This window comes from Streptomyces sp. DT224 (assembly GCF_049844595.1).
Lineage (GTDB): Bacteria > Actinomycetota > Actinomycetes > Streptomycetales > Streptomycetaceae > Streptomyces.
This window is the reverse complement of the sequence record NZ_JBNCLI010000003.1, coordinates 163,514-176,046: the sequence shown is the minus strand read 5'-3', so window position 1 is coordinate 176,046 and position 12,533 is coordinate 163,514. Positions and strand designations below refer to the sequence as shown.

The window sequence follows — 12,533 nt, the reverse complement described above, 5'->3', positions numbered from 1 at the left end:
GCGCAGGCCCGAGGGCCGGCCCATGACTCAGTCACCCACACAGCCGCAGGCGCGTGCCCACATCAGCATCCCGGCCGCTCACCCGATGGTGATGCTCCTGGGAGCGGGCGACTCGCTGCTGCGCGTGATCGAAGCGGCGTTCCCGGCGGCCGACATCCACGTCCGGGGAAATGACATAAGCGCGACGGGCAACACGGCGGACATCGCCCTGATCCAGCGCCTGTTCGACGAGATGGTGCTCGTGCTCCGCACCGGGCAGCCGATGACGGAGGACGCCGTGGAACGGTCGATCGCGATGCTCAAGGCCACCGACAACGGCCAGGCGGACGGCACGGAGACCCCGGCCGAGGTGCTGACGCAGAACATCCTGTCCAACCGGGGCCGCACGATCCGCCCCAAGACGCTCAACCAGAAGCGGTACGTCGACGCGATCGACAAGCACACGATCGTCTTCGGCATCGGCCCCGCCGGTACGGGCAAGACCTACCTGGCCATGGCCAAGGCGGTCCAGGCCCTCCAGTCCAAGCAGGTCAGCCGCATCATCCTGACCCGCCCGGCCGTCGAGGCGGGCGAGCGCCTGGGCTTCCTCCCGGGCACGCTGTTCGACAAGATCGACCCGTATCTGCGCCCGCTCTACGACGCCCTGCACGACATGCTCGACCCCGACTCGATCCCGCGCCTGATGGCGGCGGGCACGATCGAGGTCGCGCCCCTGGCGTACATGCGCGGGCGCACCTTGAATGATGCTTTTATCATCCTGGACGAGGCGCAGAACACCAGCGCCGAGCAGATGAAGATGTTCCTCACCCGGCTCGGCTTCGACTCCAAGATCGTCGTCACCGGTGACATCACCCAGGTCGACCTGCCGACGGGGACCAAGAGCGGTCTGCGTCAGGTGCAGGAGATCCTGGAGGGCATCGACGACGTGCACTTCTCCCGGCTCACCTCGCAGGATGTCGTCCGGCACAAGCTGGTCGGCCGTATTGTCGACGCGTACGAGAAGTACGACAGCAGCAAGGGCGAGCAGGACGGCGGGGGCCATCGGGGCCGCGGCCGCCACAACGGGAAGCAGTAGCAGCGCACCATGTCGATCGACGTCAACAACGAGTCCGGAACCGAGGTCGACGAGCAGGCGATCCTCGACATCGCCCGCTACGCGCTCGCGCGCATGCGGATCCACCCGCTCTCCGAGCTCTCGGTGATCGTGGTGGACTCCGCGGCCATGGAGCAGCTGCACATCCAGTGGATGGACCTCCCGGGCCCGACCGATGTCATGTCCTTCCCGATGGACGAGCTGCGTCCGCCGGCCAAGGACGACGAGGAGCCCCCGCAGGGGCTCCTCGGTGACATCGTGCTCTGCCCCGAGGTCGCCAAGAGGCAGGGCGAGGAAGCCGAGACCGGGCACTCCATGGACGAGGAGCTCCAGCTGCTCACCGTCCACGGGGTGCTGCACCTGCTGGGTTACGACCACGAGGAGCCGGACGAGAAGGCCGAGATGTTCGGCCTCCAGGCGGCCATCGTGGACGGCTGGCGCGGTGAGCGCGGGCTGACCGGTCCGTCCCCCGCCCCGACCGTCTCGTGAGCCTGCCCCTGATCTTCGGCGTCGTCCTGCTGGTCGTCGTGGGCTGGCTGGCCGCCTGCGCCGAGGCGGGCATCGCCCGTACGTCGAGCTTCCGGGCCGCCGAGGCGGTCCGCTCGGGCCGGCGCGGCAGCGCCAAGCTGGAACAGGTCGCGGCCGACCCGACGCGTTATCTCAACGTCGCCCTGCTGGTGCGGGTCGCCTGCGAGATGGCCGCCGGGGTGCTCGTCACGTACGCCTGCCTGAAGGAGTTCCCGGAGACCTGGGAGGCGCTGACCGTCGCCATCGGCGTGATGGTCCTCGTCTCCTACGTCGCGATCGGCGTCTCGCCGCGCACCATCGGCCGCCAGCACCCGCTGAACACGGCGACCGCGTCGGCGTACGTGCTGCTGCCGCTGGCCCGGATCATGGGGCCGATCCCGCAGCTGCTGATCCTCATCGGCAACGCGCTGACCCCCGGCAAGGGGTTCCGCAAGGGCCCGTTCGCCAGCGAGGCCGAACTGCGGGCCATGGTGGACCTCGCCGAGCAGGAGTCGCTGATCGAGGACGAGGAGCGCCGCATGGTGCACTCCGTCTTCGAGCTCGGCGACACGCTCGTCCGCGAGGTGATGGTCCCGCGCACCGACCTCGTCTGCATCGAGCGCTACAAGACGATCCGTCAGGCGCTCACCCTCGCGCTGCGCTCCGGCTTCTCGCGCATTCCGGTCACCGGCGAGAACGAGGACGACATCGTCGGGATCGTCTACCTCAAGGACCTGGTCCGCAAGACGCACATCAACCGGGACTCGGAGGCCGACCCGGTCTCCACGGCGATGCGCCCGGCCGCGTTCGTGCCCGACACCAAGAACGCCGGAGACCTGCTGCGCGAGATGCAGCAGGAACGCAGCCACGTCGCCGTCGTCATCGACGAGTACGGCGGCACGGCGGGCATCGTCACCATCGAGGACATCCTGGAGGAGATCGTCGGCGAGATCACCGACGAGTACGACCGCGAGCTGCCGCCCGTCCAGGAGCTGGAGAACGGCTGCTTCCGGGTGACCGCCCGGCTCGACATCGGCGACCTCGGCGAGCTGTTCGGCCTCGACGAGTACGACGACGAGGACGTCGAGACCGTCGGCGGCCTCCTCGCGAAGGCGCTGGGCCGGGTCCCGATCGCCGGCGCGTCCTCCGAGGTCGAACTGCCCGACGGGCGGCGGCTGCGGCTGACCGCGGAGTCCCCGGCGGGCCGGCGCAACAAGATCGTCACGGTACTGGTGGAGCCGGTGGCTCCCGACGAGGAGGAGACGCCGGAATGACCCCGCAGCAGCTGAGGGCCTTCTGCCTGGGCTTCAACGCAAGCGTCGAGGAGTTCCCGTTCGGGCCCGAGGCGTCCGTCTTCAAGGTGCTCGGCAAGATGTTCGCGCTCAGCGCGCTGGACGCCCGGCCGCTGACGGTGAACCTCAAGTGCGACCCCGACGAGGCGGTGCGGCTGCGCGAGGAGTACGAGGCGGTGGAGCCCGGCTGGCACATGAACAAGCGCCACTGGAACACCGTCACCGTCTCCGGACTGCCCGACGCGAAGCTGCGCGAGCTCATCGAGGACAGCTACGACCTGGTGGTGGCCGGCCTCCCGAAGGCGGAGCGGCTGCGGCTGGACCGTCGGTAGGCCGCGTCGGCGGGGCCTCCCACCCGCCCCGGCCCGTGCCGGGCTTCGTATGCTCGGCACATGACTGAGAGCACCGGCACCACCGACCTCGGCGCCGAGGACCGCAAGATCGTCACCCTGGCGCGCAGCGCCCGCGCCCGCAACGGCGTCCCCGAGGGCGCGGCCGTCCGGGACGAGACCGGACGCACCTATGTGGCGGGGACCGTGGAGCTGGAGTCGCTGAAGCTCAGCGCGCTGCGGACGGCCGTCGCGATGGCGGTGGCCAGCGGGGCGAAGTCCCTGGAGGCCGCCGCGATCGTCTCTGAGGCGGACGCCCCCTCCGACGAGGACCGGGCCGCCGTACGGGACCTGGGCGGGGCCGGCACGCCGGTGCTGCTCGCCGGGCCGGACGGGCAGCTGCGGCTCAGCGTCACGGCCGGCTGACCGCCGTACGGGGCGGGCCCGGGGCCGTCCGGACCGGGCCCGGAGGCCGTGGGGGACGCCTCGGTGCCCCGCAGCTCCCGGGATCGGGGACAATGGGCGCCATGAGCGTTCGACCTAACCCTGAAGCCGCCGCGCGGCAGGCCGAGAACCCCGCCCCCCACCGGGCCGGCTTCGCCTGCTTCGTGGGCCGCCCCAACGCGGGCAAGTCCACCCTGACGAACGCTCTGGTCGGGCGGAAGGTGGCCATCACCTCCAACCGTCCGCAGACGACCCGGCACACCGTGCGCGGCATCGTGCACCGGCCGGACGCCCAGCTGATCCTGGTCGACACCCCCGGACTCCACAAGCCGCGCACCCTGCTGGGCGAGCGGCTGAACGACGTCGTGCGCACCACCTGGGCCGAGGTCGACGTGATCGGCTTCTGCCTGCCCGCCGACCAGAAGCTCGGCCCCGGCGACAAGTACATCGTCAAGGAGCTCGCGGGCATCAGGAAGACGCCCAAGATCGCGATCATCACCAAGACCGACCTGGTCGAGTCGAAGCAGCTGGCCGAACAGCTGCTGGCCGTCTCCCGGCTCGGCGAGGAGCTCGGCTTCGAGTGGGCGGAGATCATCCCGGTCTCGGCCGTCAAGGACCAGCAGGTCGACCTGCTCTCCGACCTGATCGCCCCGCTCCTGCCCGAGAGCCCGCCGCTCTACCCCGAGGGCGACCTCACCGACGAGCCGGAGATGGTGATGGTCGCGGAGCTGATCCGCGAGGCCGCGCTCGAAGGCGTACGCGACGAGCTGCCGCACTCCATCGCCGTCGTCGTGGAGGAGATGCTGCCGCGCGAGGACCGGCCGGCGGACAAGCCGCTGCTGGACATCCACGCCAACGTCTACATCGAGCGCCCCAGCCAGAAGGGCATCATCATCGGCCCGAAGGGCAAGCGGCTGAAGGACGTCGGCACCAAGTCCCGCAAGCACATCGAGGCCCTGCTCGGCACCCCCGTCTACCTCGACCTGCACGTCAAGGTCGCCAAGGACTGGCAGCGCGACCCGAAACAGCTGCGGAAGCTCGGGTTCTGAGCGGCACCGCGGACCGGAGGCCGGAGGCCGGCGCGACCGCGGTCCCCTTCAGCCGCCGTCCCGTCTCACGCGCCCTCCTTCAGGACGCGTGAGATCAGGGCGCGCTGCGCCTCGGTCAGGCGGGGGTCCGCGCAGTGCACGGTCCTGCCGTCGACCGTTATCCGGTAGCTGAAGCCGTCCGGGACGCCCCGGGGCGCCGCGCCCTGGCCGTCGGCGAGCGCCGATCCGGCCAGGGCCTCCCACTCCTGGGCGTCGGCCCGTCCGGCGGTGTCGATCTCGCGGTGGCGCGCGATGCCGGCGAAGCCGCCGGTCCTGCTCACCTGGATCCGCATGCGTGCGTCCCTACCTCTCCTGGTCGGTCGGAACGCCCACCTCCGACCACGCCTTGAGAACGGCCTCCACCTCGTCGCCCTCGCCGAAGCGGCTGCGCGCCGCCGCCACGGTCAGCCGGGCGAAGTCCGCGAAGTCCGCGTCGACCGCCAGTTCACCACCTGTGAGCACATCGAACCAGAGCTGGCCCGCCCGCTCCCAGGAGTTGCCGCCCAGCGCGGTCGCCAGGAGGTAGAACGCGCGGTTGGGGATGCCGGAGTTGAGGTGGACCCCGCCGTTGTCGTCGCCGGTGTGGACGTAGTCGTCCATGGACGCCGGCTGCGGGTCCTTGCCGAGCACGTCGTCGTCGTACGCCGTGCCGGGTGCCTTCATCGAGCGCAGCGCCACGCCCTGGACCCGGGGCGCGAGCAGCCCCTCGCCGATCAGCCAGTCCGCCTGGTCGGCGGTCTGGCCCAGCGAGTACTGCTTCACGAGGGAGCCGAAGACGTCCGAGACCGACTCGTTGAGCGCCCCGGACTGGCCGTAGTAGCTCAGGTTGGCCGTGTACTGCGTGAGCCCGTGGGCCAGTTCGTGGGCGATCACGTCGAGGGCGACGGTGAAGTCGAGGAAGATCTCCCCGTCCCCGTCTCCGAAGACCATCTGTTCGCCGTCCCAGAAGGCGTTGTTGTACTTCTCGTCGTAGTGGACGGACCCGATCAGCGGCAGTCCGCGGCCGTCGATGGAGCGCCGGCCGTAGGCGGTGAGCAGGAGGTCGAACGTGGCGCCGAGGCCCGCGTACGCGCGGTTGACGCTGGCGTCCTTCGTGGGCTTCTCGCCCTCGCCGCGGACCTTGGTGCCCGGCAGGTCCGTGCCGTGGCGGCAGTCGTAGAGGGTGCGGTCGGGCTTGGCGGTGCCCTCGTCGTCCGGCTCGGCGGGGGCGGTGGGCCGGGAGACGGTCGTCACCTGGCGGCGGGTCCGGCGGGCCGCGTCGGACTCCAGCGTGCGGCGGGCCGGATCGGCGAGGACGGGGTCGTCGGACTGGGACAGCTTGTCGAGGACGTGGGGCGGGACGATGGTGCAGAAGACGGGGTGGAACCCCTGCTGTGAAAGAGGCTGCATACACACGACTGTGGCAGTCCGTGAGTGCAATGTCACTGCTTGCAACCGCGGTTGATGAAATGGAGTGATTGGTCACTGTTGGGTGTTTAAGTCGTTCGCGACCGGCAAGCGTGGGCGCCGATCCCGCATACTGATACGACACCCACGTCTCGGGCGCCCCTCGGCTAGTCTCGACGCATCATGCGTTTCGGGCTGCTTCTTCTTAGCTGCCGCGGCGAGGGCCTGTAGTCGAGGCCGACCCCCTCCCCGCGGAGTCTGGTGTTGCAGTAACACAGTCGGCCGTCCCGGAGAAGGACACCCGAGGAGCCCTGCGCCATGACCGAAGTGAACCCCGCCCAGACCCCCGCATCGCACGCCGTCGGCCGCCCCACGCCGATCACCAACGCCACGGTGCTGCAGAAGCCGTCCGGGATGCCGGTCCACAAGTACGGCCGCTACGAGGCCGTCGACATCCCCGACCGCACCTGGCCCGAGAAGCGGATCACCAAGGCGCCGCGCTGGCTCTCCACCGACCTGCGCGACGGTAACCAGGCCCTGATCGACCCGATGTCGCCGGCCCGTAAGCGCGAGATGTTCGACCTGCTCGTACGCATGGGGTACAAGGAGATCGAGGTCGGCTTCCCGTCCTCCGGCGAGACCGATTTCGCCTTCGTCCGCTCCATCATCGAAGAGGGCGCGATCCCCGAGGACGTGACGATCTCCGTCCTGACGCAGGCCCGCGAGGAACTGATCGAGCGGACCGTCGAATCACTGGTCGGTGCTCGACGGGCCACCGTCCACCTGTACAACGCGACCGCCCCGACCTTCCGCCGCGTGGTCTTCCGCGGCTCCCGCGAGGAGGTCAAGCAGATCGCGGTGGACGGCACCCGGCTGGTCATGGAGTACGCCGACAAGATCCTGGGCGAGGAGACGGTCTTCGGCTACCAGTACAGCCCCGAGATCTTCACCGACACCGAGCTGGACTTCGCCCTGGAGGTCTGCGAGGCGGTCTGTGACGTCTGGCAGCCCGAGGAGGGCCGCGAGATCATCCTCAACCTGCCCGCCACCGTGGAGCGTTCGACGCCGTCCACGCACGCGGACCGGTTCGAGTGGATGTCGCGCAACCTGTCGCGGCGCGAGTTCGTCTGCCTGTCCGTCCACCCGCACAACGACCGCGGCACCGCTGTCGCCGCCGCCGAACTGGCCCTGATGGCCGGGGCGGACCGCATCGAGGGCTGCCTGTTCGGCCAGGGCGAGCGCACCGGCAACGTCGACCTGGTGACGCTGGGCATGAACCTGTTCTCGCAGGGCGTCGACCCGCAGATCGACTTCTCGCAGATCGACGAGATCCGCCGCACCAGCGAGTACTGCAACCAGATGGAGGTCCACCCGCGCCACCCCTACGCGGGCGACCTGGTCTACACCGCCTTCTCCGGCTCCCACCAGGACGCCATCAAGAAGGGCTTCGACGCCATGGAGGCCGACGCGGCCGCCCTGGGCAAGACCGTGGACGACATCGAGTGGGCCGTGCCCTACCTGCCGATCGACCCGAAGGACGTCGGCCGCTCCTACGAGGCGGTCATCCGGGTCAACTCGCAGTCCGGCAAGGGCGGCATCGCGTACGTCCTGAAGAACGACCACAAGCTGGACCTGCCCCGCCGGATGCAGATCGAGTTCTCCCGGATCATTCAGGCCAAGACCGACGCCGAGGGCGGCGAGGTCACGCCGACGCAGATCTGGAGCGTCTTCCAGGACGAGTACCTGCCCAACCCGCAGAACGCCTGGGGACGCGTCCAGATCCGCTCCGGCCAGAGCACGACCGGCTCCGACGGCCGTGACACGATCACCGTCGAGGCGACCGTGGACGGCACGGACACCGTGCTGACCGGCACCGGCAACGGCCCGATCTCGGCGTTCTTCGAAGCGCTGCAGGCCATCGGCATCGACGCCCGGCTGCTGGACTACACCGAGCACACCATGAGCGAGGGCGCGAGCGCGCAGGCCGCCTCGTACATCGAGTGCGCCATCGACGGAAAGGTGCTGTGGGGCATCGGCATCGACGCCAACACCACCCGCGCCTCGCTGAAGGCGGTCGTCTCGGCCGTCAACCGCGCCACCCGCTGACCCGGCGCCCGGAAGGGCCCGCAGCCGTACGGTCCGCGAACCCCGCCCACCCGCTTCGGGGGGCGGGGTTCGGCCATTCTCCGGACGGTTGTGACGGGCGGGGTGCTGACGGCACAACGGTGATGTGGTTAACATCACGTCGACACGGCAGTGTTGCCGGAGTGTTACGGAGGTGTGCGACGTGCGGTCAGCCCTGGGACAACGCGCCATGAAGCTGCGTATCTGCGGCATCCGTACGCTGTGGGACACCACCGGCGACGGGGAGTTCTTCTGCCCCGGCTGCGGCGGTGACCGCAACTACCGCCTCCTTACCGGCCGTCGCCGCTTCGCCGTGCTGGGCGTGCCCCTGCTGCGGCGCGGCACCACGGACCCGGTGGCCGAGTGCGCCGCCTGCCACCAGCACTTCGACCCGGAAGCGCTCGACCACCCCACCACCACCCGGTTCTCCGCGATGCTCAGGGACGCCGTGCACACCGTGGCCCTCGGCGTCCTCGCGGCCGGCGGCAGCACCTCCCGTACGGTCCTGGAGAGCGCCGCCGAGACCGTGCGCGGCGCCGGGTTCGAGGACTGCACGCCCGAACAGCTCGCCACCGTGGTCGAGGTACTGTCCGCCGACATCGGCCAGGGCTCCGCGTTCGACCCGGCGGCCGAGGCGTGCGGCGCGGCCCTCGCCATCGAACTGCACGAGGCGCTGGAACCGCTCGCCCCGCACCTCGCCCCCACCGGACGCGAATCGATTCTGCTCCAGGGCGCCCGGATCGCCCTCGCGGACGGCGCGTACAGCACCGCCGAGCGCGAGGTGCTGACCACCGTCGGCGGGGCGCTGAGGCTGTGCGCCGAGGACACCGCCCGGCTGCTCGCCGAGGCGGCGCGTACGCCCTCCTGATCTCCGGCGCGACGAAGTTCCCCCGCCCCGACGGGGCGAACCTTGGCTGACGCGGCACTGGCGGCCGATCTCGCCAGCAGCCGGGGCAGGGGCCCGATCGCCGCCGTCGGCGTGCTGTGCGCCCTCCTGGCCATGCTGACGCTGCTGCCGGCCGTCCTGGTCCCGCTGGGCCGCCGCGTCTTCCGGCCGCTCGCCCCTGGGCACCGCTCACCGCCAAGACCCCCGTCAGCCGGACCATGGGCAAACTGGGCGCGCGGGACCGGGCCCAGCTGGTCATCGCCGCCTACGAATCGGGGCTCGTGGTGCCCGCCAGGGGAGGCTGACGGGGTCCGCCGCCCGGGGGCGGGCCCCGGGTGTCGGTGGCGTACCGGACAATGGGACGCATGAGCTTGTTCCGGGACGACGGCGTGGTGCTGCGCACGCAGAAGCTGGGCGAGGCCGACCGGATCATCACGCTGCTGACCCGGGGCCACGGCCGGGTGCGGGCCGTCGCGCGCGGTGTGCGGCGCACCAAGTCGAAGTTCGGGGCCCGCCTCGAACCGTTCTCCCACGTGGACGTGCAGTTCTTCGCGCGCGGCAGCGAGCTGGTCGGGCGCGGGCTGCCGCTGTGCACCCAGAGCGAGACGATCGCCCCGTACGGCGGCGGGATCGTCACCGACTACGGGCGCTACACCGCCGGGACCGCGATGCTGGAGACCGCCGAGCGCTTCACCGACCACGAGGGCGAACCCGCGGTCCAGCAGTACCTGCTGCTGGTGGGCGGGCTGCGCACGCTGGCCCGGGGCGAGCACGAGCCGCATCTCATCCTGGACGCCTTCCTGCTGCGTTCCCTCGCGGTCAACGGCTACGCCCCCAGCTTCGACGACTGCGCCCGCTGCGGGCTGCCGGGACCGAACCGTTTCTTCTCGGTGGCGGCGGGCGGGGTCGTATGCGGCGACTGCCGGGTGCCCGGCAGCGTCGTACCCTCGGCTGAGGCCGTCGCCCTGCTGAGCGCCCTGCTCACCGGCGACTGGGAGACGGCGGACGCGTGCGAGGCGCGTCATGTCAGGGAGGGGAGCGGGCTGGTGTCCGCGTATCTGCACTGGCATCTGGAGCGCGGGCTGCGTTCACTGCGGTACGTAGAGAAGTGACACAGGGAGACTGAAGCTCATGGCAGTACGCGGGATGCTCGGCGGCCGTAACCGGCGCGACTACAAGACCCCGGAGCCGCACCCGTCCGGTGCCGTGCCCCCGAAGATCCCCGGTGAGCTGGTGCCCAAGCACGTCGCCATCGTGATGGACGGCAACGGCCGCTGGGCGAAGGAGCGCGGTCTGCCGCGCACCGAGGGGCACAAGGTCGGCGAGGGCGTCGTCATGGACGTGCTCAAGGGCTGCATCGAGATGGGCGTCAAGAACCTCTCGCTGTACGCCTTCTCGACGGAGAACTGGAAGCGGTCCCCGGAGGAGGTGAAGTTCCTGATGAACTTCAACCGGGACGTCATCCGCCGCCGCCGTGACGAGATGGACGAACTCGGCATCCGCATCCGCTGGGTGGGCCGCATGCCCAAGCTGTGGAAGTCCGTCGTCCAGGAGCTCCAGGTCGCCCAGGAGCAGACCAAGGACAACGACAGGATGACGCTGTACTTCTGCGTCAACTACGGCGGCCGGGCCGAGATCGCGGACGCGGCGCAGCGGATCGCGCAGGACGTCGCCGCCGGGCGGCTCGACCCCTCGAAGGTCAACGAGAAGACGTTCGCGAAGTACATCTACTACCCGGACATGCCGGACGTGGACCTGTTCGTGCGGCCCAGCGGCGAACAGCGCACCTCGAACTACCTGATCTGGCAGAGCGCGTACGCCGAGATGGTCTTCCAGGACGTGCTGTGGCCGGACTTCGACCGCCGCGACCTGTGGCGCGCCTGTCTGGAATTCGCCCAGCGCGACCGCCGGTTCGGCGGCGCGGAGGAGGTCGCGGCCTCGGGGAGCTGAACGGAAGGGCCGGCCGGGGTGCCCCCGCCGGCCCGTTCCCTACCGCTCGCCGCTCGCGCAGTCCGCGCAGGTGCCGAAGACCTCGACCGTGTGCGCCACGTTGACGAAGCCGTGCTGCGTGGCGATGGTCTCCGCCCACTGCTCGACCACGGGCCCCTCGACCTCGACCGCCTTGCCGCACACGCGGCACACCAGGTGGTGGTGGTGCTCGCCGGTCGAGCAGCGCCGGTAGACGGACTCGCCCTCCGTGGTGCGCAGGACGTCCACCTCGCCGGCGTCGGCGAGGGACTGGAGGGTGCGGTAGACGGTCGTCAGGCCGACCGAGTCCCCCCGGTGCTTGAGGACGTCGTGCAGCTCCTGGGCGCTGCGGAACTCATCGACCTCGTCGAGCGCCGCCGCGACGGCTGCCCGCTGCCGGGTCGAGCGGCCGCGTACCGGAGCCGCGTTCGTACCACTGATCGGCGCCGTCGCCACAGGAGCCTCCTCGTGTCGCCCGTACATCTGTCGGGCCATTGTGCCAGCCCGCCCCTTCCGGGGGATCAGACTCGGACGTCGTCCGGTGCCGGGCGGGCCCCCGGTACTTCCAGGGTGCACCGGTCCGCCTCTGTCTCGCCGCGCCGGGCGCGGACGCGGGCGAGCGGGGCGGCGAGCAGCGTCAGGACGACGAAGACCCCGATGGCCAGCAGCACGATCGTCGCGCCGGGCGGGACGTCCTGGTAGTACGAGGTGATGGTGCCGGACAGGGTGACGCCGACGCCGATGACGACGGAGAGCACGAACGTCACCTTGAAGGACCGGGTGATCTGCTGCGCGGCGGCGACCGGGACCACCATCAGGGCGCTGACCAGCAGCAGCCCCACGACCCGCATCGCGACCGTGACGGTCACGGCGGCGGTGACCGCGACGAGCAGGTTCAGCATCCGCACCGGCAGGCCGGTCACCCGGGCGAACTCCTCGTCCTGGCTGACGGCGAACAGCTGCCGCCGCAGCCCCACCGTCACCAGCAGCACGAACGCGGCGAGCAGCGAGATCGCGGTGATGTCCTCGGAGGAGACCGTGGACAGCGAACCGAAGAGGTACGAGGTCAGGTTGGCGTTCGAGCCGGTGTCGGAGAGGTTGATCAGCAGGACACCGCCCGCCATGCCGCCGTAGAAGAGCATGGCCAGCGCGATGTCGCCCCGGGTGCGGCCGTACCAGCGGATCAGCTCCATGACGACCGCGCCCGCGACGGCGACGGCGGTGGCCATCCAGACCGGGCTGGTGGAGAGCAGGAAGCCGAGGCCGACGCCGGTCATCGCGATGTGGCCGATGCCGTCGCCCATCAGGGCCTGCCGGCGCTGCACGAGGTAGATGCCGACGGCGGGCGCGATGACGCCGACCAGTACGGCGGCGAGCAGGGCCCGCTGCATGAAGGGAGGGTCGAGGAATTCCATG

At 70.5% G+C, this 12,533-nt stretch carries 14 protein-coding genes and 2 pseudogenes; 12 read left to right on the top strand and 4 right to left on the bottom strand.

Going from position 1 to position 12,533, the window contains the following annotated elements:
* Nucleotides 1-22 precede the first annotated feature (22 nt).
* The 6 genes from ACLQ2N_RS07980 to era all read left to right on the top strand — a co-directional run bounded on the left by ACLQ2N_RS07980 (nt 23) and on the right by era (nt 4,714).
* Nucleotides 23-1,075 (top strand): PhoH family protein, encoded by a 1,053-nt coding sequence (locus tag ACLQ2N_RS07980; RefSeq protein WP_425810505.1) that lies wholly within the window; start codon nt 23-25, stop codon nt 1,073-1,075.
* 9 nt (nt 1,076-1,084) lie between these two features.
* Nucleotides 1,085-1,582, top strand: a complete 498-nt coding sequence (gene ybeY / locus ACLQ2N_RS07975) for an rRNA maturation RNase YbeY (protein ID WP_425810503.1) — start codon at nt 1,085-1,087, stop codon at nt 1,580-1,582.
* A complete protein-coding gene (locus tag ACLQ2N_RS07970; protein ID WP_425810501.1) occupies nt 1,579-2,874 on the top strand; it encodes a hemolysin family protein in 1,296 nt (431 codons plus the stop codon). The genes ybeY and ACLQ2N_RS07970 overlap by 4 nt, the downstream gene beginning before the upstream one ends.
* Nucleotides 2,871-3,224 (top strand): MmcQ/YjbR family DNA-binding protein, encoded by a 354-nt coding sequence (locus ACLQ2N_RS07965; RefSeq protein WP_425810499.1) that lies wholly within the window; start codon nt 2,871-2,873, stop codon nt 3,222-3,224. The genes ACLQ2N_RS07970 and ACLQ2N_RS07965 overlap by 4 nt, the downstream gene beginning before the upstream one ends.
* 60 nt (nt 3,225-3,284) lie before the next feature.
* The gene (locus ACLQ2N_RS07960; RefSeq protein ID WP_018103262.1) at nt 3,285-3,647 is read left to right on the top strand and encodes a cytidine deaminase; all 363 of its coding nucleotides are present in this window, start codon (nt 3,285-3,287) and stop codon (nt 3,645-3,647) included.
* 92 nt (nt 3,648-3,739) lie between these two features.
* Nucleotides 3,740-4,714 carry a GTPase Era gene (gene era / locus ACLQ2N_RS07955; protein WP_425810497.1) on the top strand — a complete coding sequence of 325 codons (975 nt, stop codon included), beginning with the start codon at nt 3,740-3,742 and terminating at the stop codon, nt 4,712-4,714.
* A gap of 65 nt (nt 4,715-4,779) precedes the next feature.
* Here the strand turns inward: era and ACLQ2N_RS07950 are convergent, their stop codons facing one another.
* Nucleotides 4,780-5,046 (bottom strand): protealysin inhibitor emfourin, encoded by a 267-nt coding sequence (locus tag ACLQ2N_RS07950; protein ID WP_425810495.1) that lies wholly within the window; start codon nt 5,044-5,046, stop codon nt 4,780-4,782.
* Nucleotides 5,047-5,056: 10 nt separating this feature from the next.
* Nucleotides 5,057-6,142 (bottom strand): M4 family metallopeptidase, encoded by a 1,086-nt coding sequence (locus ACLQ2N_RS07945; protein WP_425810493.1) that lies wholly within the window; start codon nt 6,140-6,142, stop codon nt 5,057-5,059.
* A gap of 315 nt (nt 6,143-6,457) precedes the next feature.
* On the opposite strand from ACLQ2N_RS07945, the gene leuA reads away from it, so the two are divergent.
* From leuA to ACLQ2N_RS07915, 6 genes and pseudogenes are all read left to right on the top strand, one after another.
* A complete protein-coding gene (gene leuA, locus ACLQ2N_RS07940) occupies nt 6,458-8,245 on the top strand; it encodes a 2-isopropylmalate synthase (protein ID WP_425810491.1) in 1,788 nt (595 codons plus the stop codon).
* A 208-nt stretch (nt 8,246-8,453) separates the two neighbouring features.
* Nucleotides 8,454-9,131 carry a TerB family tellurite resistance protein gene (locus tag ACLQ2N_RS07935; protein WP_425810489.1) on the top strand — a complete coding sequence of 226 codons (678 nt, stop codon included), beginning with the start codon at nt 8,454-8,456 and terminating at the stop codon, nt 9,129-9,131.
* A 57-nt stretch (nt 9,132-9,188) separates the two neighbouring features.
* Nucleotides 9,189-9,350 (top strand): annotated as a pseudogene (locus tag ACLQ2N_RS07930) (MMPL family transporter); the annotation flags it as partial.
* Nucleotides 9,332-9,454: pseudogene (locus ACLQ2N_RS07925) on the top strand (DNA-binding response regulator); the annotation flags it as partial. The pseudogenes ACLQ2N_RS07930 and ACLQ2N_RS07925, both read left to right, overlap by 19 nt.
* 60 nt (nt 9,455-9,514) lie before the next feature.
* The gene (gene recO, locus ACLQ2N_RS07920; protein WP_425810487.1) at nt 9,515-10,261 is read left to right on the top strand and encodes a DNA repair protein RecO; all 747 of its coding nucleotides are present in this window, start codon (nt 9,515-9,517) and stop codon (nt 10,259-10,261) included.
* A 19-nt stretch (nt 10,262-10,280) separates the two neighbouring features.
* A complete protein-coding gene (locus tag ACLQ2N_RS07915) occupies nt 10,281-11,099 on the top strand; it encodes an isoprenyl transferase (RefSeq protein ID WP_073965271.1) in 819 nt (272 codons plus the stop codon).
* 39 nt (nt 11,100-11,138) lie between these two features.
* On the opposite strand, the gene ACLQ2N_RS07910 is transcribed toward ACLQ2N_RS07915, so the two are convergent.
* Together ACLQ2N_RS07910 and ACLQ2N_RS07905 are read right to left on the bottom strand one after the other, a co-directional pair.
* A complete protein-coding gene (locus ACLQ2N_RS07910; protein WP_425810485.1) occupies nt 11,139-11,573 on the bottom strand; it encodes a Fur family transcriptional regulator in 435 nt (144 codons plus the stop codon).
* Between the two features lie 65 nt (nt 11,574-11,638).
* A complete protein-coding gene (locus ACLQ2N_RS07905; protein ID WP_425810483.1) occupies nt 11,639-12,532 on the bottom strand; it encodes a metal ABC transporter permease in 894 nt (297 codons plus the stop codon).
* Nucleotide 12,533: the final 1 nt, after the last annotated feature.

Excerpts from the sequence above, each read along its gene's own strand:
- ybeY (WP_425810503.1), top strand. The coding sequence starts at position 1,085 with ATGTCGATCGACGTCAACAACGAGTCCGGAACCGAGGTCGACGAGCAG.
- ACLQ2N_RS07935 (WP_425810489.1), top strand. The coding sequence starts at position 8,454 with ATGAAGCTGCGTATCTGCGGCATCCGTACGCTGTGGGACACCACCGGC.
- era (WP_425810497.1), top strand. The coding sequence starts at position 3,740 with ATGGGCGCCATGAGCGTTCGACCTAACCCTGAAGCCGCCGCGCGGCAG.
- ACLQ2N_RS07905 (WP_425810483.1), bottom strand. The coding sequence starts at position 12,532 with ATGGAATTCCTCGACCCTCCCTTCATGCAGCGGGCCCTGCTCGCCGCC.
- leuA (WP_425810491.1), top strand. The coding sequence starts at position 6,458 with ATGACCGAAGTGAACCCCGCCCAGACCCCCGCATCGCACGCCGTCGGC.
- recO (WP_425810487.1), top strand. The coding sequence starts at position 9,515 with ATGAGCTTGTTCCGGGACGACGGCGTGGTGCTGCGCACGCAGAAGCTG.
- ACLQ2N_RS07980 (WP_425810505.1), top strand. The coding sequence starts at position 23 with ATGACTCAGTCACCCACACAGCCGCAGGCGCGTGCCCACATCAGCATC.
- ACLQ2N_RS07950 (WP_425810495.1), bottom strand. The coding sequence starts at position 5,046 with ATGCGGATCCAGGTGAGCAGGACCGGCGGCTTCGCCGGCATCGCGCGC.
- ACLQ2N_RS07965 (WP_425810499.1), top strand. The coding sequence starts at position 2,871 with ATGACCCCGCAGCAGCTGAGGGCCTTCTGCCTGGGCTTCAACGCAAGC.
- ACLQ2N_RS07960 (WP_018103262.1), top strand. The coding sequence starts at position 3,285 with ATGACTGAGAGCACCGGCACCACCGACCTCGGCGCCGAGGACCGCAAG.
- ACLQ2N_RS07945 (WP_425810493.1), bottom strand. The coding sequence starts at position 6,142 with ATGCAGCCTCTTTCACAGCAGGGGTTCCACCCCGTCTTCTGCACCATC.
- ACLQ2N_RS07915 (WP_073965271.1), top strand. The coding sequence starts at position 10,281 with ATGGCAGTACGCGGGATGCTCGGCGGCCGTAACCGGCGCGACTACAAG.